The sequence below is a fragment of the Pseudomonas sp. Y24-6 genome (assembly GCF_020295325.1).
In the GTDB taxonomy this organism is placed as follows: domain Bacteria; phylum Pseudomonadota; class Gammaproteobacteria; order Pseudomonadales; family Pseudomonadaceae; genus Aquipseudomonas; species Aquipseudomonas gregormendelii.
Map to the genome: position 1 here is coordinate 243943 of NZ_JACBXG010000007.1, position 21424 is coordinate 265366.

The 21424-nt window shown below is 59.9% G+C and carries 20 protein-coding genes and 1 pseudogene; 5 read left to right on the forward strand and 16 right to left on the reverse strand.

Annotated features, from left to right (window positions below; all coding sequences use genetic code 11):
* The first annotated feature begins 54 nt into the window (after positions 1 to 54).
* Genes HYI44_RS15785 through HYI44_RS15795 form a run of 3 tightly spaced genes read left to right on the forward strand, consistent with a single transcriptional unit; the run spans position 55 to position 5530 of the window.
* Positions 55 to 1299 (forward strand): exonuclease SbcCD subunit D C-terminal domain-containing protein, encoded by a 1245-nt coding sequence (locus HYI44_RS15785; protein ID WP_225569831.1) that lies wholly within the window; start codon positions 55 to 57, stop codon positions 1297 to 1299.
* Complete coding sequence (locus HYI44_RS15790; RefSeq protein WP_225569832.1) at positions 1296 to 4904, forward strand: SbcC/MukB-like Walker B domain-containing protein; 3609 nt, start codon at positions 1296 to 1298, stop codon at positions 4902 to 4904. Before HYI44_RS15785 ends, HYI44_RS15790 begins: the two co-directional genes overlap by 4 nt.
* 29 nt (positions 4905 to 4933) lie before the next feature.
* Entirely contained in the window at positions 4934 to 5530 is a 597-nt protein-coding gene (locus HYI44_RS15795; RefSeq protein ID WP_122839717.1) for a glutathione S-transferase, read from the forward strand.
* A 209-nt stretch (positions 5531 to 5739) separates the two neighbouring features.
* On the opposite strand, the gene HYI44_RS15800 is transcribed toward HYI44_RS15795, so the two are convergent.
* The 8 genes and pseudogenes from HYI44_RS15800 to HYI44_RS15835 form a co-directional block, all read right to left on the reverse strand.
* Positions 5740 to 5997: a hypothetical protein gene (locus HYI44_RS15800; RefSeq protein WP_122839716.1), complete on the reverse strand. Its 258-nt coding sequence runs from the start codon at positions 5995 to 5997 to the stop codon at positions 5740 to 5742.
* Complete coding sequence (locus HYI44_RS15805; protein ID WP_225569833.1) at positions 5994 to 6206, reverse strand: hypothetical protein; 213 nt, start codon at positions 6204 to 6206, stop codon at positions 5994 to 5996. The genes HYI44_RS15800 and HYI44_RS15805 overlap by 4 nt, the downstream gene beginning before the upstream one ends.
* 271 nt (positions 6207 to 6477) lie before the next feature.
* Positions 6478 to 6657 carry a hypothetical protein gene (locus tag HYI44_RS15810; RefSeq protein WP_045058647.1) on the reverse strand — a complete coding sequence of 60 codons (180 nt, stop codon included), beginning with the start codon at positions 6655 to 6657 and terminating at the stop codon, positions 6478 to 6480.
* A gap of 156 nt (positions 6658 to 6813) precedes the next feature.
* Positions 6814 to 7989 (reverse strand): lactonase family protein, encoded by a 1176-nt coding sequence (locus HYI44_RS15815; protein ID WP_225569834.1) that lies wholly within the window; start codon positions 7987 to 7989, stop codon positions 6814 to 6816.
* The gene (locus HYI44_RS15820) at positions 7976 to 8272 is read right to left on the reverse strand and encodes a DUF5629 family protein (protein WP_045058649.1); all 297 of its coding nucleotides are present in this window, start codon (positions 8270 to 8272) and stop codon (positions 7976 to 7978) included. Before HYI44_RS15820 ends, HYI44_RS15815 begins: the two co-directional genes overlap by 14 nt.
* Before the next feature lie 267 nt (positions 8273 to 8539).
* On the reverse strand, positions 8540 to 10120 hold the full coding sequence (locus HYI44_RS15825) for an aldehyde dehydrogenase (NADP(+)) (RefSeq protein ID WP_225569835.1): 1581 nt from the start codon (positions 10118 to 10120) through the stop codon (positions 8540 to 8542).
* 10 nt (positions 10121 to 10130) lie between these two features.
* The gene (gene araD1 / locus HYI44_RS15830; protein ID WP_225569836.1) at positions 10131 to 11123 is read right to left on the reverse strand and encodes an AraD1 family protein; all 993 of its coding nucleotides are present in this window, start codon (positions 11121 to 11123) and stop codon (positions 10131 to 10133) included.
* Between the two features lie 151 nt (positions 11124 to 11274).
* Positions 11275 to 12597: pseudogene (locus tag HYI44_RS15835) on the reverse strand (MFS transporter).
* Between the two features lie 193 nt (positions 12598 to 12790).
* Here HYI44_RS15835 and HYI44_RS15840 point away from each other — a divergent pair.
* Entirely contained in the window at positions 12791 to 14527 is a 1737-nt protein-coding gene (locus HYI44_RS15840; RefSeq protein ID WP_225569837.1) for an IlvD/Edd family dehydratase, read from the forward strand.
* 273 nt (positions 14528 to 14800) lie between these two features.
* Positions 14801 to 15424: a hypothetical protein gene (locus HYI44_RS15845; RefSeq protein ID WP_225569838.1), complete on the forward strand. Its 624-nt coding sequence runs from the start codon at positions 14801 to 14803 to the stop codon at positions 15422 to 15424.
* Positions 15425 to 15619: 195 nt separating this feature from the next.
* On the opposite strand, the gene HYI44_RS15850 is transcribed toward HYI44_RS15845, so the two are convergent.
* The 8 genes from HYI44_RS15850 to HYI44_RS15885 form a co-directional block, all read right to left on the reverse strand.
* Positions 15620 to 16951: a hypothetical protein gene (locus HYI44_RS15850; RefSeq protein WP_225569839.1), complete on the reverse strand. Its 1332-nt coding sequence runs from the start codon at positions 16949 to 16951 to the stop codon at positions 15620 to 15622.
* 100 nt (positions 16952 to 17051) lie between these two features.
* On the reverse strand, positions 17052 to 17522 hold the full coding sequence (locus tag HYI44_RS15855) for a hypothetical protein (protein WP_225569840.1): 471 nt from the start codon (positions 17520 to 17522) through the stop codon (positions 17052 to 17054).
* Positions 17522 to 18229 (reverse strand): oxygen-regulated invasion protein OrgB, encoded by a 708-nt coding sequence (locus HYI44_RS15860; protein WP_225569841.1) that lies wholly within the window; start codon positions 18227 to 18229, stop codon positions 17522 to 17524. The genes HYI44_RS15855 and HYI44_RS15860 overlap by 1 nt, the downstream gene beginning before the upstream one ends.
* Positions 18201 to 18770: a hypothetical protein gene (locus HYI44_RS15865; protein WP_225569842.1), complete on the reverse strand. Its 570-nt coding sequence runs from the start codon at positions 18768 to 18770 to the stop codon at positions 18201 to 18203. Before HYI44_RS15865 ends, HYI44_RS15860 begins: the two co-directional genes overlap by 29 nt.
* On the reverse strand, positions 18754 to 19482 hold the full coding sequence (locus HYI44_RS15870; RefSeq protein ID WP_201148946.1) for an EscJ/YscJ/HrcJ family type III secretion inner membrane ring protein: 729 nt from the start codon (positions 19480 to 19482) through the stop codon (positions 18754 to 18756). Before HYI44_RS15870 ends, HYI44_RS15865 begins: the two co-directional genes overlap by 17 nt.
* Positions 19479 to 19787 carry a type III secretion system inner rod subunit SctI gene (gene sctI, locus HYI44_RS15875; protein WP_225569843.1) on the reverse strand — a complete coding sequence of 103 codons (309 nt, stop codon included), beginning with the start codon at positions 19785 to 19787 and terminating at the stop codon, positions 19479 to 19481. The genes HYI44_RS15870 and sctI overlap by 4 nt, the downstream gene beginning before the upstream one ends.
* Positions 19788 to 19851: 64 nt before the next feature.
* Positions 19852 to 20130: an EscF/YscF/HrpA family type III secretion system needle major subunit gene (locus HYI44_RS15880; protein ID WP_201148944.1), complete on the reverse strand. Its 279-nt coding sequence runs from the start codon at positions 20128 to 20130 to the stop codon at positions 19852 to 19854.
* A 21-nt stretch (positions 20131 to 20151) separates the two neighbouring features.
* Positions 20152 to 21345: a PrgH/EprH family type III secretion apparatus protein gene (locus tag HYI44_RS15885; RefSeq protein WP_225569844.1), complete on the reverse strand. Its 1194-nt coding sequence runs from the start codon at positions 21343 to 21345 to the stop codon at positions 20152 to 20154.
* Positions 21346 to 21424: the final 79 nt, after the last annotated feature.

A 21424-nucleotide genomic window follows, 5' to 3' on the forward strand; every position in this document is an offset into this window, starting at 1 on the left:
TTCGCCGCTTTCATTGTTCACGCGGCCATCACCTCATCTCCAACGGAGTTTGCCTTGCGTCTGTTCCACACCTCCGACTGGCACCTTGGGCAAAACCTGCACGGGCAGGAACGCGATTTCGAACACGGCTGCTTTCTTGACTGGCTGCTGCGCCAACTGAAACTCGATCAGCCTGATGTGCTGCTGATCGCCGGCGACGTGTTCGACACCGTCAACCCGCCGGTCAAGGCCCAGGAACGCCTCTACGACTTCATCGTCAGCGCCCATGAGCAGCAACCCAAGCTGACTATTGTGATGATCGCCGGCAACCACGATTCCGGTTCACGTATCGAACTGCCCGCCCCCTTGATGCGCCGCTTGCGCACGCATGCCCTGGGCCGGGTGCTGTGGCTCGACGACGGGCAGCTCGACGCCGAGCGTCTGCTGCTGCCGCTGCCCAATGCCAAAGGCAAGGTCGTAGGCTGGTGCCTGGCGCTGCCGTTCCTGCGCCCGGCGGAAGTCACCGGTGCGCAGCTGGGCGACAACTACCTGCGCGGGATCGGCCAGGTGCACGAATGGCTGATCGCCGCCGCCAATGCCAAGCGCAAGCCCGGGCAGGCGCTGATCGCCATCAGCCATGCCCACATGGCCGGCGGCTCGGTGTCCGAAGACTCCGAGCGCAGCCTGATCATCGGCAATGCCGAAGCGCTGCCCGCCAGCCTGTTCGGCCCAAGCATCAGCTACGTGGCACTGGGTCACCTGCACAAGCCGCAAAAGGTCAACGGCGAAGAACGGATCCGCTACAGCGGCTCGCCGATCCCCTTGTCGTTTTCCGAAATCGGTTATCGGCACCAGATCCTCGACATCACGCTGGATGGCGAGACCCTGGTCAGCGTCGAACCCAAACTCATCCCCCGGGCGGTCAACCTGCAGCGCATCGGCCCCGCGCCACTGGCGGACATTCTCCTGCAACTGGCCGACTTGGCGAACATCGACCTGCTGGCCGACGTCCAGCGCCAGCCCTGGCTGGAGGTGCGCGTGCGCCTCGATGAACCGCAGCCCGACTTGCGCCATCAGGTGGAGACCGCCCTGCAAGGCAAGGCCGTGCGCCTGGTACGCATCGCCGCCGAGTACGCCGGCAATGGCGGGCGCGACGGTGCCGATGGCGCCATGGCACTGATCGAGCTGGACCAGCTCACGCCGCAGGAACTGTTCAGCCGCGCCTGGCAGGACAACTACGGGAGTGAGGTCGATGAGCAGACGCTCAACGACTTCGCCGAGTTATTGCAGGACGTTCAGACCGAGAGCGAACAGCCATGAAGATCCTCGCGATCCGCCTGAAAAACCTCGCCTCCCTGGCCGGGCCATTTGAAATCGACTTCACCGCCGAGCCGTTGGCCAGCGCGGGGCTATTCGCCATCACCGGGCCTACCGGTGCCGGCAAAAGTACCTTGCTCGATGCCCTGTGCCTGGCGTTGTTCGGCGCCGTGCCACGGCTGAGCAATGCCCAGGTATCCGCCAAGGCCCCCGACGCCGACGGCGAAATAAGTACCGGCGACCCACGCACCCTGCTGCGTCGCGGTACTGGCGAAGGCTATGCCGAAGTCGACTTCGTCGGCATCGACGGCCGCCGCTACCGCGCGCGCTGGGAGGCCAATCGCGCCCGGGAGAAAGCCGGTGGCAAGCTGCAGGCCAGCCGCCAGAGCCTGCGCGACCTCGACCAGGATCAATTGCTGGCCAGTCAGAAAGTCGAATTCAAGGTCCAGCTTGAAGCCGTTCTGGGCCTGAATTTCGAGCAGTTCACCCGTGCCGTCCTGCTCGCCCAGAGCGAGTTCAGCGCCTTCCTCAAGGCCAACGACAACGAACGCAGCGAACTGCTGGAGAAACTCACCGACACCGCCTTGTACACCCGCCTCGGTCGTCGCGCGTTCGACAAGACCAGGGACGCCCGTGAGGCCCACAAGTTGCTGCAGGACCAGGCCACCGGCGTGACGCCGCTGCCGCCCGAAGCTCGCGCCGAACTCGATGAACGTTTCAACCAGGCGCAGCAGCAACTCAAGCACCAGCAGGCGCAACTCAAGCAGCTTGAGTTGCAGCACACCTGGCTCAAGGAACTGCGCCAGTTGCAGGACGAACAACGGGGCGCCACCGAACAATTGACCAGCGCCCAACAGGATTGGCAGCACCTGGCCGGCGATCGTTTGAAGTTGACCCGCCTGGAGCAATTGGCGCCACAAAGGCACCAGTTCGCCCGCCAGAGCGAACTCAAGCCGCGGCTTGCGCCGTTGGCTGCGCAGATTCAGCAGCAGACCCGGCAACAACAGGATCTGCAGGCGCGGCAGGCGGAACTCGAACAGAGCCTGGGCAATGCACAGGCAGCGCTAAGCGAAGCACAGGCTCGGCACACATCTGGCGCGCCGTTGCTGCGCCAGGCCTTCGAAGCGCAAAGCAGCCTCGCCCGCCTGATCAGGGACACCGGCCTCAGCGCCGAACGCAAGCAGCAAGCCGAACAGGCCTGCAGCGAAGGTCAACACACCCTCCAAGGGCTGCTCGATCAGCAGCAACGAGTGGTCGAACGCCTGGAGCGCATTGGCGCCGAGCTTGAGCAAAGCACTCACCTGGCACCCCTGAGCGATGCCTGGAATGCCTACCGCGACCGCTTGCAGCAATTGATGCTGATCGGTAATCGCCTGAACAAGGGCCAGGCGGAGCTGGCGTCCCTGGAGCAACAAGCCAGCCAGGCCGCTGCGCAATGGGACGGGCAAAAACACAATCTGGAAGTGCTCTACAAAGAGGCTGGCGCCGAGCCGGAGGCGGTGGCCGAACAGATCCAGTTGCTCGGCAACCTGTTGCAGGACAACCGCAAGCAACTGCGTGCCTTCGAAGAACTGACGCGACTGTGGGCCAGCCAGCAGGCGCTCGACCAACGCGTCGCCGAACTGCAGCAGCGCCAGGGCGCAGCCCAGCAGGAACGCGAGCGGCTGACCCAGGACGGGGTCAGGACCAGGAACGAACTGGCTGTCGCCGAACAGACCCTGACCGTCACCCGTGAACTGCTCGAGCGCCAGCGCCTGGCCCGCAGCGCCAGTGTCGAAGAGCTGCGCGAGCAATTGCAGGACGATCAACCCTGCCCGGTCTGCGGCAGCCCCGACCACCCCTATCATCAGCCCGAGGCGTTGTTGCAAAGCCTGGGTCGCCACGATGAGAGTGAACAGGCCAACGCACAGCAAGCGGTCGATGCGCTCAAGGAAAAACTCACGGACCTGCGCACCGAGGTCGGCGCCGTCATCGCCCAGCAAAAGGAGTTGCTGCAACAGCAGGAGCAACTGGTCGCGCAACAAGGCAGCCTGGCGCCGAGCCTCGAAGCGCACCCGCTGTCGACCCAGCTGTTCAACCAGGACAGAGGTCGGCGCGATGCCTGGCTGGCCCAGCAAAACAGCCAGTTGAACCAGAGCATCAGCCAGGACGAGCAGCGGCAAACCGCCCTGCTCACCCTGCAACAGGACGCCGCGCGCCTGCAACAGCAGCTGCGCAACGCCGAGACCGCGAGCCAGCAGGCGACCCAGCACCTGGCCAACCAGCAACGCGAGCTGGGCAACGACCGCCAGCGCCTGGATGAGGAACTGAGCGCCTTCAGCAGCCTGCTCCCTGCCGATACACTGGACGCCTTGCGCAATGAGCCGGCCGCGACCTTCATGCAGCTGGACCGGCAGATCACCCAGCGCCTGGAACAGCTTGATCAGCAACGCGACGAACTCAGTGAGCAGCAACAACGCCAGCAGACGCTGGAGAAGGAACAGGATCGCCAACTGACGCGCGTCCAGCAGCTGGAAGCGGCGCTGCAGCAGTTCAACGCCCTCGCCGAACAGCAACAGGCCTGCGAGCAGCAGCTGGCACAGTTGTTGGGTGCCCATGACAGCGCCGAACACTGGCAGCAGCAACTGGATCAGGCGGTTGAGCAGGCGCGCAATGCCCAAGCGGCAGTGAGCCAGGCGCTGCAATCGGTGCGTACGGGCCTGGTGCAGTTGGCCGCCGAGCTCAAGGCGCAGCAGGAACACCTGATCGCCCTGGAAACCGAAGAGCGCGAGCTGAGTGCGAAGATCGTCGACTGGCGCGCCTTGCACCCGGAGCTGGATGACGGTGGGCTTGAACAGCTACTTGGGGTCGACGACCAGCAGCTCGCCCAGTTACGTCAACGCTTGCAGCTCAATGAAAAAGCCCTGGAGCAAGCCAGGGTGCTGCTGCATGAGCGCGACAAGCGCCTGGCCAGTCATCAGGCGCAGCACAACGGCAACCTGGACGCTGAGCAACTGGCGACTGCGCTCGCCGAGCTGCAGGGCCAGCTTGCCGCCAGCGAACACCTTTGCGCTGAATTGCGCGCCGAACAGGCGGAGGACCAACGCCGGCAGACCGCCAATCAGGCACTGGCGCAACGAATGGCCGACGCCTATGCCGAGTACCAGCGCTGGGCGCGGCTCAGCGCCCTGATCGGCTCGGCCACCGGCGACACCTTCCGCAAGATCGCCCAGGCCTACAACCTCGACTTGCTGGTGCACCACGCCAACGTGCAATTGCGCCAGCTGGTGCGGCGCTATCGCTTGAAGCGCGGTGGCAGCATGCTCGGTTTGCTGGTGTTGGACACCGAGATGGGCGACGAGCTGCGGTCCGTGCATTCGCTGTCCGGCGGCGAAACCTTCCTGGTGTCACTGGCCCTGGCCCTGGGCCTGGCATCGATGGCCTCAAGCACCCTGAAGATCGAATCGCTGTTCATCGACGAAGGCTTCGGCAGCCTCGATCCGGAATCCCTGCAACTGGCCATGGACGCCCTCGACGGCCTGCAGGCCCAAGGTCGCAAGGTCGCGGTGATTTCCCACGTGCAGGAAATGCATGAGCGGATTCCGGTGCAGATCCAGGTCCGCCGCTAGGGCAATGGCCTGAGTACACTGGAGGTGAAATGACCACGCTCTACTCCTTCCGCCGCTGCCCCTACGCCATGCGGGCACGCATGGCCCTGCGCTACTCGGCGGTTGCCGTGGACATCGTCGAGGTCAGCCTGAAAGCCAAGCCACCGCAGATGCTGGCACTGTCACCCAAGGGCACGGTGCCGGTGCTGAGCATCGACGGCGCGGTGATCGATGAGAGCCTGGCGATCATGCGCTGGGCACTGGAACAGGGCGATCCGGCGGACTGGTCGCTCAAGGATGATCCTGCCGGCCAGGCGCAGACCTGTGCGTTGATCGAGGAGAACGACCAGGTGTTCAAGGTGCACCTCAATCACTACAAGTACGCCGAGCGTTATCCCGAACAGCCGATGGCGTTTTACCGGGCCGAGGGTGAGAAATTCTTGAGCAAACTGGATGAGATGCTGGCGCGTAATGAATACTTGCTGGCCGATCATCCATGTCTGGCGGATGTGGCATTGATGCCATTCGTGCGGCAGTTCGCGCACGTGGACAGGGAGTGGTTTGCGCAGACGCCGTATGTCCGGTTGCAGGCCTGGTTGCAGCGCTTCATCGAATCAGCGTTGTTCACCTCGATCATGCAAAAATGACCCCCCGTGTGCCGGTATGCCCGTGTACCCGTATGCCCGTATGCCCGTATGCCCGTATGCCGGTATGCCCGTATGCCGGTATGCCCGTATGCCGGTATGCCCGTGTACCCGTGTACCCGTGTAGGAGCTGCCGAAGGCTGCGATCTTTTGATCTTGCTTTTCAAGATAAAGATCGCAGCCTTCGGCAGCTCCTACGCGGGTTCGGTGAATCAGGCCAACACTTCGCACATCCGCAGCGCCGAGCAATCCACCTGGAATGGCCCGAAAAAATCACCAGCGCGCTTGGCCGGAGGGTTTCCAGCCATCAGCCCCAAGGACTTGGCGGTCTGAATATTGTGAGCCATATTGTGATTGGCTTCGATTGACCGTGCTACACCGCCAGCCGAGCCGTGCCCCACGCCTGCCAATGACGTGCCATTGGTCATGAATGCCAACAAAGCCACGACTCCGAGTTTGCTGCCTTTCATGACCCTGCCACTCCCGCCACGTCCTGGTGATCGATCACGGCGTTCTGCACGCGGTGTTCAAACTGGATAGCGGGATAAGCGACCTGAATCGGTGCTTCGAAATCGTGCTGCATGTGCGCCGAGATACTGACAAACGACACCAGGACCACGTAGAGACCGATGGCCCGGTAGGCGCCGTGTTTGGCGGAGGTAAGAATTGCGCTGGCCATGGTGTTCTCCCGTGGGCATGTTTCAGAGCCCACAGGATCAATCAGAAAACCCGGACTAACCACTCAGGGTTTTCCATAGTGATCATCAGCTTGCTTGATCATTAAAGCCGTCTATCGCGATGCTTGATAAAACCAATGAGCATTGAAAATACACACACGCGTAGGAGCTGCCGAAGGCTGCGATCTTTTGACTTTGATCTTTAAAAAGCAAGATCAAAAGATCGCAGCCTTCGGCAGCTCCTACAAGGGAGTGCGAAGAAATTCGTGGATTTCAGGCTTGGGTTTTGTGATCCAGGGCAGCGTAGAAGTTGGCGCTCTGCTGCAGGTATTTCTGGGTGTAGCTCTGGGTGTGGGATTTTTTGTTGCTGATTTCCACGCTGGCGCTGGTTGGCAACACAACGGTAGCGGAAATGGCAGATGCGGCGATTACGGAGAAGAGATTGAAGTTCATGGCGGTAATCCTCGGAGTCAGTTGGCTTGCTTGCCCGGTCGGGCCGTGAAGCAAACTTAACCTCCGAGGGTTAGCGTCCTGAAATGCTTTGTAGCACTTCCAGATATCAGCCTCATTGATAGAACAGCGTGAGCCCCATCAACTGGGGGCTGCGGCCTATTGACGCACCAGGAACTTGAGGTCGCTGGGGGCATCCATCGGCAGCTTCTGCACGGTTTTACCCAGCAGACCGCTTTGGGCATCCCGCTCGACCACGACAATCTGGTTGCTCTTCTGGTTGGCAATCAGCAGGAACTTGCCGCTTGGGTCGAGGGCAAACTCGCGCGGGTGGTCGCCTTCCACCGAGCGCCGCTGCAGCTCCTTGAGCTGGCCAGTGGCAGGATCGATGGCGAACACCAGCAGCTCGTTAGCGGTACCCCGGTTGCTGACGTACAGGAACTTGCCATCCGCCGACGCATGCAGCGCAGCCGCGGCTTTGTCCGACGCCGGCTGCCCTGCGGCCAGCTCGACCATTTGCGTCTGCGCAAGCTGGCCGTCCTGATAGTCAAAGACGGCGACTTGCGCGCTCATTTCCATGGTCAGCCAGGCATGCTTGCCATTGCCGCTGAACAGCAAGTGCCGCGGCCCACTACCGGGTGGTAACTGGACGGACGCGGGGCTGGCTGCCACCAGCGGCAGATCCGGATTGGCCTTGGGGTCGAAGCGATAGACAAACACCTTGTCGGCGCCCAGGTCGTTGGAAAAGACGTAGTTGCCGTCTGGCGAGGAGACGGTCGAATGCACGTGCGCCGACATCTGCCGCTCGGGGTTGACCCGACTGGAGGCATGGCTGCTCAACTGCACCACGGTTTTCAGTGTGCCATCCGCGCCCACCGGCAACACCGCCAGAGTGCCGCCCGGGTCTTCGACCACGGAATAATTGCTGACGAACAAGTGACTGGCGTCGCCGCTGAGGCTTGAATGAGTCGGCTCGTTGCCCAGGCTCTGCACCTGATTGATCAGGCTCAGGGCATGGGTTTTCGGGTCGATTGAGTAGCTGCTGACGCGCCCGACCGGGTCTTTCTGGCCGGGGCCGTTTTCGTTGACCACGAACAGGTGACGCTGGTCTCGGGACAAGGTCAGCCAGGAAGGATTTTCACTCTCAACCACCTGCAGCGGCTTCGCGTCGATCTGGCCGGTGGCGCTGTCGAAGTTCAGGCGGTAGATGCCCTGACTCGCGCCGGCGGTGTAAGTGCCAACCAGCAACTGGTAATCCGCCGTGGGTGCCGCCTGCACACCCATGGCGCCCACACTGCCAGCCATCAGCAACGGCCAGAAATTACGCATCCGCATGCTCGTCGTCCTCCTCGTTGTCACCGCCGATGGCTTCCATCGGCACCAGGCGGTGCTCGCCGGAGTCGCCGGTGATGATCCAGCTCTTCAAGGCCGCATCAAACGTCGCCGCCTGGATTTGCGCCATACTGAACGCCCACCGCTTGAGCGCCCGGCCGTCCATGCACTCGATATGCAGGTTATCGTCGTCATCGAGAGAGAAATCGAAGGCATGCAGCCCGTCGATTTCCAGCATGTCGCAATGTTCGAGGGCGTTGAGCAAGGTATCGGTCATGGCAGTCAATCTTCAAAAGAAAGACGCAATGATAGCTCAATGCGGTGGTCGGGATTATCCCTACCCGCCACCCCTATATCACACACCCTCCCCGTAGGAGCTGCCGCAGGCTGCGATCTTTTGATCTGCTTTGTCGCAACCTCAAAGCATTCAAAATCAAAAGATTAGAAGATCAAAAGATCAAAAGATCAAAAGATCAAAAGATCAAAAGATCGAAAGATCAAAAGATCGAAAGATCAAAAGATCGCAGCCTGCGGCAGCTCCTACGGGGGAATGTCAGAGGGCGTCGCGGGAAGGCTGGCCATCCACCAGGCGTTGAATGCCCAATGGGTTGGCATTTTTCAGCGCATCCGGCAGCAGGCTGTCCGGGTAGTTCTGGAAACACACCGGCCGCAGGAAGCGGTCGATTGCCAGCGTACCGACCGAAGTACCCCGGGCGTCGGAAGTCGCCGGGTATGGCCCGCCATGCACCATCGAATCGCAGACCTCGACACCCGTCGGGTAGCCGTTGAGCAGGATCCGTCCGACCTTCTGTTCCAGCAACGCCGTCAGCTCGCCAAACTGCTCAAAGTCAGCAGGTTCGCCGATGATCGTTGCCGTCAATTGTCCACGCAGCCCACTGAGTGCGGCACCGAGTTGCGCCTGGTCCGCCACTTCGACAAACACCGTGGTCGGGCCGAAGACTTCTTCCTGCAAGACTTCATCACCGTCGACAAGCAGGCTGGCATCGGCCTTGAACAATTGCGGCCGCGCCTGGTTGCCCTGCTGCGCCTGGCCCGCCAGGTGCGTCACGCCCGGGTGCGCGAGGAGTTTCTGCAAGCCTTTACCATAGCTGCTCAAGGTGCCGCTGTTGAGCATGGTCTGTGCCGGTTGGTCAGCGATCAAACCGCCGACCTGTTGCATGAAGGCAGTGAATGGCGGCGATTTGATGCCAATCACCAGGCCAGGGTTGGTGCAGAACTGACCACAGCCCTGGACCACTGAAGCGGTCAGCTCACGGGCGACGTTGTCTGCGCGCACTTGCAAGGCCTGGGGCAGGACGATCACCGGGTTGATGCTCGACATCTCGGCAAATACCGGAATCGGCTGTGGACGCGCCGCCGCCATGTCGCACAATGCTCGCCCGCCTTTGAGCGAACCGGTGAAGCCCACCGCCTGGATCGCCGGATGCTTGACCAGCGCCTCACCCACGCCGCCACCGTAAATCATGTTGAAAACACCAGCGGGCATGGCGGTTTTCTCTGCCGCGCGAATCAGCGCGCAGGCCACCAGCTCGGCGGTTGCCATGTGGCCGCTGTGGGCCTTGAACACGACGGTGCAACCGGCAGCCAGGGCCGACGCGGTGTCGCCGCCGGCCGTGGAAAACGCCAAGGGAAAATTGCTCGCGCCGAACACGGCAACCGGTCCCAGGCCAATGCGGTATTGACGCAGGTCGGGGCGTGACAACGGCTGGCGATCCGGCAACGCCTGATCGATTCGCGCGCCGTAGAAGTCACCGCGACGCAAGACCTTGGCGAACAAGCGCATCTGCCCACTGGTGCGTGCGCGCTCGCCCTGGATTCGCCCCGCAGGCAGCGCCGTTTCACGGCAGACCACGGCGACGAAGTGGTCGCCCAATGCATCCAGTTCATCGGCGATGGCCTCGAGAAATTGCGCCCGCCGTTCGGCGCTCAGGCTGCGATAGGCCGGGTATGCGGCAGCGGCAGCCTGGGCGGCGGCATCCACTTCTGCGGGCGTGGCCTGGTAAAACTCATGGGGCAACGCCTCACCGGTGGTCGCGTCAACGCTCTGCAGTTTCAGGGTGCCGGCGGCGCTGCGTTGGCCGCCGATGTAGTTGTGGCCAAGAATGCTGCTCATGAAGATCTCCTTAAAGAGTGCCAATAGTGCCGGGCGTAAATGCCGCTTCGACTGGCTCAATGCCGTTGATCAGCGGTGCGCCAAACTCGGCCTGGCTGATCTCGAATACGTCGCCTGGCTGAGTGCGAATACCGTCGGCAAACGACAAGGTCGCGGTACCGAAAAAGTGGATGTGCACATCCCCGGGGCGCAGGAACTGGCTGTACTTGAAATGGTGGTACTCGAGGTTTTCCAGGCTGTGGCACATGTTGGCCTCGCCGCTGAGAAACTCGTTCTGCCACACCACCTCGCCATTGCGCAGGATGCGGCTGGTACCCGCCAGGTGTTGAGGCAATGGTCCGACCCGAAGTTCCGGGCCATAACTGCAACTGCGCAATTTGGAGTGCGCCAGGTACAGGTAATTCTGACGTTCCATCACATGATCGGAGAATTCGTTGCCGATCGCGAACCCGAGCCGATAAGGCTTGCTGTCGTAACCTATCACATAGAGGCCGCTGAGCTCGGGCTCTTCGCCGGCGTCTTCGGCAAACGGCGGCAGCGCGAACGCCTGGCCCGGGCGCACGACGATGCTGCCATCGCCCTTGTAGAACCACTCCGGTTGCACACCAGCCTGCCCCGCTGCCGGCTTACCGCCCTCCACGCCCCATTTGAAGATGCGCATGGTATCGGTCATCGCCGCTTCATCGCCTGCCTGCTGGTGCATCTTGTCCCGTGCCGAGGCGCTGCCGAGGTGAGTCAGGCCGGTACCGCTGACCAGCAGGTGCGCCGGGTCCGGATGATCCAGGGGTGGCAGGATGCGCAGTTGCGCCAGTAGTTCGCTGTAGTCGTGGCTGATGCCCAGGCCCAAAGCCTGCACCTGTTTTTCCAGATTGACCCCGGCTTCGATCGCCGCCAGCGCCAGGTCGCGCACGGTACGCGCGTCCTGCACTTCACGCACCTGTGCGCCCTCAACCACACCGACCCGACGCTCGCCGTTACTCAATTCGAATTGAACCAAACGCATGAAAAATCTCCTGTTATTACAACACCACAGTTCCCTGTGGGAGCGAGCTTGCCCGCGATGGCTGCGGCACATTCAACCGTGATGTGTCAGTCCGATTGCTATCGCGGGCCAGCCCGCTCCCACAGGGTTAGTGGTGATTTCGTGTTTTGTGTCAGGTACGGGTAGCACCCCGGGCACTGGCGGCGAACTGATCCGACGGCAGCACATGCTTGCGTTCCAGCAAGCGATAAACCACGCCCGTCAACACCAGGCCAAACACCATCACACCCGACAGGAAATACAATCCCGACGCCAGGTTCCCGGTGTACTCCTTCAACGCACCAATCACGAACGGGCCTATGTAGCCGCCCAGGTTGCCCACCGAGTTGATCAGTGCGATCCCGGCCGCCGCACTGGCTCCAGCGAAGAACCGCCCCGGCAGGGTCCAGAACACGGCGGTGCAGGAAAACAGGGCGAACGCCACCAGGCATAGCGCTGCCAGTTGCGCCACCGGCAGTGTCAGCCAGGCGCTGAGAAACAGGCCAATGGCACCCAGCACGTAGAGCACAGCCAGGTGACCATAACGATCATTCAGGCGGTCGGAGCTGCGCGGGATAATCAGCAGGCCGATGATGCCGAAGATGTACGGCACCGATGACACGAAGCCGGTGGTCAGGTCACTGCCGCCAAATTGTTTGATCAGCGTCGGCAGCCACAACCCCTGGCCGTAAATGCTCAGGGTTACCGGCAGATAGAACAGCGCCAGCAGCAACACCCGTTTGTCCTTCAGGGCGTGCAGCGGATTACCGTGGCGGGTCTGGCCTTACGCCTGAAGGTCCTTTTGCAACTCACCGGTGAGCCAGTCCTTTTCGGCCTGGTCCATCCATTTGACTTGCTGCGGTCCATCCGGCAACCAGCGCAGCACCGGCCAGGTCAGCAGGATCGCCGGGGTGCCGATGACGATAAACAGCCACTGCCAGCCGTGCAGCCCCATCACGCCGTCCATGCCAAGCAAGCCACCGGACACCGGGCCGGTGATCATCATCGCGATCGGCTGGGACAGGATGAACAGGCCGAGAATCTTGCCGCGATGGCGCACCGGGAACCATTGGGTGATGTAGTACAGAACACCCGGAAAGAAACCCGCTTCGGCCGCGCCGAGGAGGAAACGCATCACGTAGAAGCTGTGTGGCCCCTGGACGAATGCCATGCCGATGGTGATAGCGCCCCAGGTCAGCATGATCCGTGCGAACCATCGCCGCGCACCAAAGCGCTCGAGCATCAGGTTGCTGGGGATTTCCAGGAGGAAATAGCCGATGAAGAACAGCCCGGCGCCCAACCCGTAGGCGGCATCGCCAATCCTGATATCGGCCCCCATGTGCAGCTTGGCAAAGCCCACGGCGGAGCGATCCACATAGGCGATCAGGTACAGCAGGATCAGGAAGGGAATCAGTTTGAGTGTGATGCGACGAATAAGCCGCAGTTCCTGGCTCATGAGATCGGTCTCCGATTGTTGTTGTTATAGAACCTCGGGGGACGCCTCTCGCAAGAAACCGCCAGGGCCATCCCTCCATTGAGAGCGACTATATAGTATTACTATTTGATCAACAACACTTCCAAACGCAGCTATTAACGCTTATGTTAAGCACAAGCTTGAACACTATAGTCATACAATAAGAGAATCGATCATGTCTGATAAGAAATCCACCCTGCGCTCCGCCCAATGGTTTGGCACTGCCGACAAGAACGGCTTCATGTACCGCAGCTGGATGAAGAATCAGGGCATCGCCGACCACCAGTTCCACGGCAAGCCGATCATCGGTATCTGCAACACCTGGTCGGAACTGACCCCGTGTAACGCGCATTTCCGCCAGATCGCGGAGCACGTCAAACGCGGGGTGATCGAGGCTGGCGGCTGGCCGGTTGAGTTTCCGGTGTTCTCCAATGGTGAATCGAACCTGCGCCCGACCGCCATGTTCACCCGTAACCTGACCAGCATGGACGTTGAAGAAGCGATTCGCGGCAACCCGATTGACGGCGTCGTCCTGCTGACCGGTTGCGACAAAACCACCCCAGCGCTGCTGATGGGTGCGGCCAGTTGCGACGTGCCGGCCATCGTCGTCACTGGCGGGCCGATGCTCAACGGCAAGCACAAGGGCCAGGACATCGGCTCGGGCACCGTGGTGTGGCAGCTCAGCGAACAGGTCAAGGCTGGCACTATTACCCTCGACGATTTCCTCGCGGCCGAGGGCGGCATGTCCCGCTCGGCCGGCACCTGCAACACCATGGGCACCGCCTCGACCATGGCCTGCATGGCCGAAGCACTCGGCACTTCCCTGCCGCACAACGCGGCGATTCCGGCGGTGGATGCGCGGCGTTACGTGCTGGCGCACATGTCCGGCATGCGCGCGGTCGAGATGGTTCGCGAAGACCTGAAACTGTCGAAGATCCTGACCCGGGAAGCCTTCGAAAACGCCATTCGCGTCAACGCCGCGATTGGCGGTTCGACCAACGCCGTCATCCACTTGAAAGCCATCGCCGGGCGAATCGGTGTAGACCTGGAACTGGACGACTGGACCCGAATCGGTCGCGGCATGCCGACCATCGTCGACCTGCAGCCGTCCGGGCGCTTCCTGATGGAAGAGTTCTACTACGCCGGCGGTTTGCCCGCGGTGCTACGCCGCCTCGGGGAGGCCAACCTGATCCCGCACCCGAACGCCCTGACCGTCAACGGCAAGACCCTCGGCGAGAACACCAGGGACGCGCCGATCTACGGCCAGGACGAAGTGATCCGCACCCTCGACAACCCGATCCGCGCCGACGGCGGCATTTGCGTGCTGCGCGGCAATCTTGCGCCACTCGGCGCCGTGCTCAAGCCCTCCGCCGCCAGCGCAGAACTGATGCAGCATCGCGGCCGTGCGGTGGTGTTCGAGAACTTCGACATGTACAAGGCACGGATCAACGACCCGGAGCTGGACGTCGATGCGAACTCGATCCTGGTGATGAAAAACTGCGGGCCGAAGGGTTATCCGGGCATGGCCGAAGTCGGCAACATGGGCTTGCCGGCCAAGCTGCTGGCCCAGGGCGTGACGGACATGGTGCGCATTTCCGATGCGCGCATGAGTGGCACGGCGTACGGCACCGTTGTGTTGCACGTGGCACCGGAAGCGGCGGCTGGCGGGCCGTTGGCGGTGGTGCAGGAAGGCGATTTCATTGAGCTCGATTGCGCCAGCGGGCGGCTGCACCTGGACATCCCGGACGCCGAGCTCGCGGCGCGCATGGCAGACCTGCAACCGCCGCAGCAGATGATCCTCGGCGGCTATCGCCAGCTGTACATAGACCACGTACTGCAGGCGGACCAAGGCTGTGACTTCGACTTCCTCGTCGGCTGCCGCGGCGCCGAGGTACCACGCCACTCCCACTAACCCCACCCACCCCCTGTGGGAGCGAGCATGCTCGCGATAGCGGAATATCAGTCAACAACGTGTTGAACGTTAAACCGCTATCGCGAGCAACCAGATCGCCATTGTTCGCTTACCGCCTCAGCGAAGCGGGAAAAGTTGCACCCGGCTCTCGCGACCGCCCGATGAATCAAGAGGGTACGAGTCCAATACTGGCATGGGCGTTTTTTAAAAGACTTCGGTATTTTTACGTCTATTCTTAATTAGATCACTCATATCAAAAAACAAGGTAACACCATGATTGGACACACGACAGCAACCCGCCAACCACCTCCGCCCCCCCCCTTGCCAATCAATCAGAGCACCAGTAGCGGCGGGCTGGAAAATGCAATTACTGGTTGCATTATCAAAACCAAAAACACGACCATACAGCTTCTAGTCATAGCCACAGAATTTTCACTAGTCAACGCCGTGCGCGAAAACCAACATTTGAAAAATATCTCGTACATAGATAAACACACAAATCAGAACGATAGAATCACCTCTATCGGGCTCGCGGTTATCAAACCCAGAAATTTAACAAGAAATGCCGACGCAAAAATACCGACGAGTAAAACAGGCGAGCAATCACCAAGAGACACATTGGCCGACATGAAACCAGACCTTGCAACTTCATTAAAAATCGGGTGCGAGTATATAACGGACCTTGCAAATAATGATCATCCCTTTAATCCTACTTGTTTCTCTGTTGCTTTAGGTGCCGGATACGGCATAAAACAACGTGATCCCGACACGACTTCAATCGAACAGCTCGAACGTTTATCGGCGTTACGTATAGAGATGCTAGAGAAATCAAACCGAGAAGGTGATATCAATCTGCGTCCGATGTCTGAAAAAAAACCTGAGCACCAACCACACTAACTTTCAGGAAGCGTCCGCTCGTTAAAGTTCAGCAGACGGCGCGACCGAGCGGTGGCGCCGCCTTTATTGTCGAGCACCTAACTTTCAGATACCGGCCTACTTATGAAGTTTTTGATACTGATTATACTGCACGCCCTGGAAAGCACTCATAAAAAAGGACAGCTGGCATCATGGCCTTTCTGCACCTTTTAGAAATCAACAAGATGGATGCCGCTTAACACGCCCCCACAAAGTTGGAACAGCCGTGTGATAATCGCATACTTCTTTAAATCGATAAATTGTATCTTGATCCGTTTTAAATATCTCCACCAGTAAACGCCAACGCCCCTTGCGCTTATCATCGCCCATTTTTACGGTATAAATATGCAGCGTGTTTATACTTTTTTTCGGTGAACGGCCCGACTGAATATCCTCTTCTATCTTCTTTAAACTATTGATACACTCCTGCGGAAATCCTTCTTCCTCTTGCCGAGCAAACGTTGGTCCATAAACAATTTTACAGTTTGTTTTCGATTGTTTTTTGGAGGTGCCTTGTACAAGTTCACCAAGGGGGCTTCCGACACCAGTATTTTTGCAGACAAAACGTTTTTTTAACTGATTGGGTACTGCAAGTTCCTCAACGGCTCTCCGTCTATGAGAAGGCCAGCTCTGACTTGCATCATCCCTGACTGGATAGCGAGTCAAATCAGGATTGACATGTAAGTAGGGGATATCTTTATAAGCCAAAAGCGCGACGAATGAAGCTTTATTACTACGCTTATCATCGTTATATAGATCCAGCGTTGAATCCCACTTTTTTCGGAGCCCCTCCCCCCGCAAGCCTTTGGGAAAGCGAGTGATATAATAATCTACCTTTGCATCCACTCCCGCACTCGACTCTTCAGTTTGGCACGTAAAGGCAAAGTCGTTATCTGCATTGTGAACCATGATATATTTTATTATATTTTTAACATATTCATCATCAAGAGCACTCAGCGTTGAACCGGGGTATTTTTTTTGCCAGTCCTTGCCTGCAGCATCAAGAATTTTTTTTGCCATTTGCTGCGCTTCGATATAACTGGTTTTTTTGCAGTATTTATCATGTGCCCGAACAACCCTACTCATCGCAGTCAAACGCACGTCTGGAGGCATATTGACTACGTCATCCGGGATGCCTTGTTTTAATTGAGCCCATGCAGGAGAGCCTTGTAATTCTTCGACCAGTTCCTTATAAATTTTGTCAAATCGTTCCTCCTCTGAATGGAGCCATTCAAAGCCAGACTTTATCAGTGCTCCTACCACTGCACCGGCCAAGATACCTGCCCCCACGCAGTAGACGACAGGTGCACCAGTCAATACGGCTACGGCCCCAGCACTCGTTGCCCCCAGAGAACTACCTACGAGAGCCGTTCCAACTATAGGGGTTATGTTACCGTCGCGGTTAGATACTGAAACAGTTTGCTTCACCTTATTGTGTCTCTGAATCCTGCGTCCCCCTACACGCTGAGCAGGGCGATTTTTTCCACCACTGGGCCCTACCCGATCCATAACACGCCTCCCTTCGACCAATGGTTTTTATCGACGCGCCGGACGAGAAGTACCGCCATTCCAGTTACGGTCTGCCGCCTTGGACAGCCCATGCAACGGATTACCAGTCAACATTCTCCCGACTGTCCTCATCCTCATCGGTCTTGAACACGTCCTGCAAGAACTCCTGGAAAAACATATGCGCGGCCGAAACCGAGGAAAATGCTCCTCTGAGCTCCTGATAAGTCTCCCCGCCTTCCAGCCCCTCGGCCTTCATGCGCTCCATAAGCTTGGCCAGCACATCCTGCTGGTGCTTGGTGGTGCGGTAGATTTTTTCGCCAGCGCCATTGGCGTATTGCTTGAGGTAGTCAACGATGGCCTTCTTGCCCGGCCCGTCGGCGGCCCAGGCGATGAACTCGTTATAAAACGCATCAAATCCGGGGTCGGGGCGGGCCGTCGACTGGGGGCTTTGAGTGCCTGATACGCCCTGAGCCTCCTGAGTACCCAGGCGCTGCACCAACGGCACGACGGCGTCGGCTACCAGCCCGGCGCCAGGCAGCGCTGCGTTCAACAGGGTTTTACCGATATCCATCATTCGGACTCCGCTTGCACTTGAGGGGGGGCGTCGCTTTGCCTGTCGAGGTTGCCGGCCCATTCAACAAATAATTGCACCGAGGCGTCATCGAGTTCGCGCACGCTGTCCGGCAACTGCTTGAGCCGGGCCAGCAGGCGCGGCGCCAGGCGCTGTTGGGTGGCTTCGATATCGAGTTCGATGACCTGATCGCCCTGGCGAAACAGGTAGCACTCACGCTCATGAAAACTGATCCGCGCATCGTCCACGCCCTGTTCGGCCAAGGTCGCCTGTACGGCCGCCAGCAGCGCTTTGCAACGGCGCGGCAAAATGATCTGCAGCGCGCCCGGCGACCCAGCGCCATGCCGGGTCGACCAGCGCTGCACGAGCATGTCGAGCAATTGCTCATCCATCAACCACTCGGCCAGCAACTCACGCGCAGCCTGTAGCAATTGCGCCTGCAACTCGGTTGCCAGCAACCGCGAAGTCAACAACAGCTGGCTGAGATCGCCGGCCACCTGCAACACCCCTTGCGAGTAGCCTTCCTGGAAGGCCCGGGCGCGGATCAGGTCGGCCTCGGCCTCGGCCTGGGCCACACAATCACTGGCCCGCTCCTGCGCCTGTTGCATCAACAGCCGGCGCTCGCGGGCGGCGCTACGGTCGGCACGGACGATCAGAGGATCGTCCGCCGCCGGGGGGTCAATCAGGGTTCTGATGGAGTCGAGCATGTTGTACCGCCAAAACAAAAAGTGACGCATTCGGCTGTTGCGCAGGCATGGCCCGTTGCAAAGCGACTACGCGGGGGGAAAACTGCAGGATCAGGCGCTGCATCAGCGCCGGGGGGATGTGCGCATGCCACGCCAGCAAGGCGTTGAGGCCCATGGCATCGAGGGTGTCCAGCACCCCGTCGGTGTCACAAATCGGGCTGGCGCAACGCTCGCCCAGCCCCAGGCGCGCAAAGCTGCGCGTAGGTTGGTCGAGTTCGCGCAGGCGCGCGCCGATGGCCAGTTGCGCCCAGCCCAGTTGCGCGCCCATCAGCCGGGCGACTGCCGGCAGCCGCCGCCAATGGCGTACCCACGCCTCGGCCCAGGAATGCGCCGGCAGCGTCAGCGGCTCGGCACTCAGCCCCAGGCCACGCAACAAAGCCTGATCGAGCACCGCCCGGGGCCCAGGGGCGGCGAACAGTGCCGGCAGCCGCCCACGCTCGGCATGCAGGTAGGCAAAGGGCTGGCGCAGAATCAACTCAAGCGCTTCACTGGCCTGCGACATCGCCGGCCTCGTCAGCACGTTTGCGTTGATACAGCCACAGCGCCCATGCAGCCGCCAGCACCAGGCCCAGGCCCAGCAACAGATAGAGCGGGGTCAAATCCTGCGAGCGCGGTTCCGGCGACGGCGCGGTATGCTGGATCGGCGCGCGCCGCGACAGCACCACGGAAATGTCTTCGTAGTCGATACCGGCGAAGCTGTTCTTGAGAAAACGCTTGATGTCGCTGATCAGCAACTGCGGTTCGATATCCGGCTCGTGGGTCACCAGCGCCGATAAATGCACCGGCGCCGCCTTGCGCTTGCTCTCCCCGGACTCCAGGTCGTAGCTGACATGCAGGCGCGCCGAGACGACACCGCCGATAGTGCCCAGGGACTGTTCCAGGCGTTGTTCGAGGGCGCTGTACAAGCGGGCTTTTTCGGCCCGCGGCGAGGCCACGAGCGAATCCGCCGGGAACATCTGCGCGACTTCGACACGCGGTTTGGACGGCAACGCATACAGGGTCAACAGGTCCACCGCCGCGGCAAAATCGGCCTGGGCGATCTGCACCGAATAGCCGACCTTGCCATTGTCGATCTTGTTCGCGCTGATGTTGTTGCGCTGCAGCACCGACACCACTTCATTGACCTGCTGCTGGTCCAGGCCTTCGAGCAGGCTCGGCTGGCGACAGCCGACCAGCGCCAGGCACAGCAACACGACACAACCGTATGACTTCATGACGAACGCAACAAGGTTTCAGCCGTGCTCACGGTTTTGCGCACCAGGACATTCAACAGAGACACGTCGATGTTGTATTGCGCCATCATGATCTGCATCTGACTGAGCACTTCGGGGTTGGTGATGTCCGGGCGATCGAGCATGCCGTTGATTTTCGCGTAATCCTGTTCGGTGCCCACCGCAGACTTGGCTAAACCTTGAATCAAGCGACTTTCCAGGGACACGACCGCATTCGGAGCCGGGGTCGACAATTCAGCTACTTGTAAGGAGCTGAGTCCCGCCGGAGCAATACCGTAATTTGACATAAACAACTCTCATGAAAATCGTTGACAGGTCCACGACCTGCCGACGATAAAACGGAAATGACGTTTAGCGGGCGGCGGAAATGATCGCCGAATCGATTTCCTTGAAGCCCTTGATGGTATTGGTCGCCGCGTTGCGGAAAATATTGTAGGAAGAAAATGCGGCTTGATATTTCGCCAGAAGTATTGGATCAGAAGCATCACCGTGCAACGCTTTCAACGCCTCATCCAGCTTCGTCTTCAAACCTGTAGCACCCGATTCAAAGGCCTCGGCCTGCTTGCCGAGGAAATCCGTATGAAAATCTGCCAGTGCTGCAATTGAACCTGGGGTGTCGTTACTAGCCATACATCACCTACCTTTTATAAATCAGAGCGGTTTTGGAAAATACCAGGATGACGGCGTCATCTTGATGTAGCCCTGCGGGCCATATTGAAAAGACTTACCCTTGAGCCAGTCATCCTTCAATTCGATTGCGAAGTTCACATAACGATCACCCCACTGCTGATTGAATCGGGTGACATAGCTGTTCAGCGCCTGCAACTCGACATCTTCCAGGCTGCCTTCGACCCGGTAGGTCACGCTGTCGCCGTTGGCCTGGCGATTAAAAGGCAGCGCCAGGCGTTGCAGCCCCTGTTCGGCCTGACGTGCCAACAGCCCGTCGTCACTGCTGACGATCATGACTTCACGGGCGTAGGGCGCGGCTTCGCGCAGCAGGCCTTGCACCCGCAGTTGATCCTGCGGGGTCAGGACATTGCGTTGCGCACTGACGAGCAGTCGCGGCTGAGCCGGCTGACTGAGATCGATGCGATGAAAGGCCAGACGCGGCTCCTTCTCCAGCAACAAGGCCTCAAGCCGGGCACGCTCGCCATAGATGGTCAGGAGCTGGGTGGCCGAATAGCCGTTGCGCACCAGCACCTGGCGGCCCCAGCCGGCCTGGCGCTCGGAATCGGCGAAAACGTACACCGCCCGATCGCGGCCGTAGAGCACAGTCATCTCGGCATCGGCGCCACGGATCAGCGCTTCAACACTCGACACCGCGCCGGGCCTGGACACCTGCCAGGCGAATACCGCCCCCCCTAGCGCCAGCAACAGTGCCAGACCAAACCCCCATTGCTGGGCGCGACTGCCCGGAAGCTGCATCAGGTCCGGCGAATGCGGCGCAAGGGGTGCCGGCAGGAGCAGCACTTCAAGCCAGGGCTCATCCACCGGGCGCACGGCAATCTGCAGGCCTTCGATGTTTTCCAGCGCCTGGAATGCCAGGGTGCGTTCTTCAACGCCCAGTGGGCCGAACACCCGCAGCCGACAGCCGCTACGGGCGCTGTCCTCAAGCAACACTTCGAAGTTGCAACCGCCTGCTTCCAGCGGAATATAAACAACATCCTCGGGCACGCTCGGTATGTGCTCAACGGCACAGAACCGTGCCTCGGGGCCCACGAGGAAAAAGTTGCCGTGCTGCGCCAGGTTAAACTCACAACCCTGCAACGGGCCGTTGAAAACACGCAATACACATTGAGTTGCAGGGAAGGCCTGCATGTTGTTCACCATCGTGCCAATCATCATGAAAAGCGCCAAGCGCCTTGATTTAAACGACAGGGTAAACAGTGGGGTAATGCCAATCCTGATCAGACTCTGCAGTTCA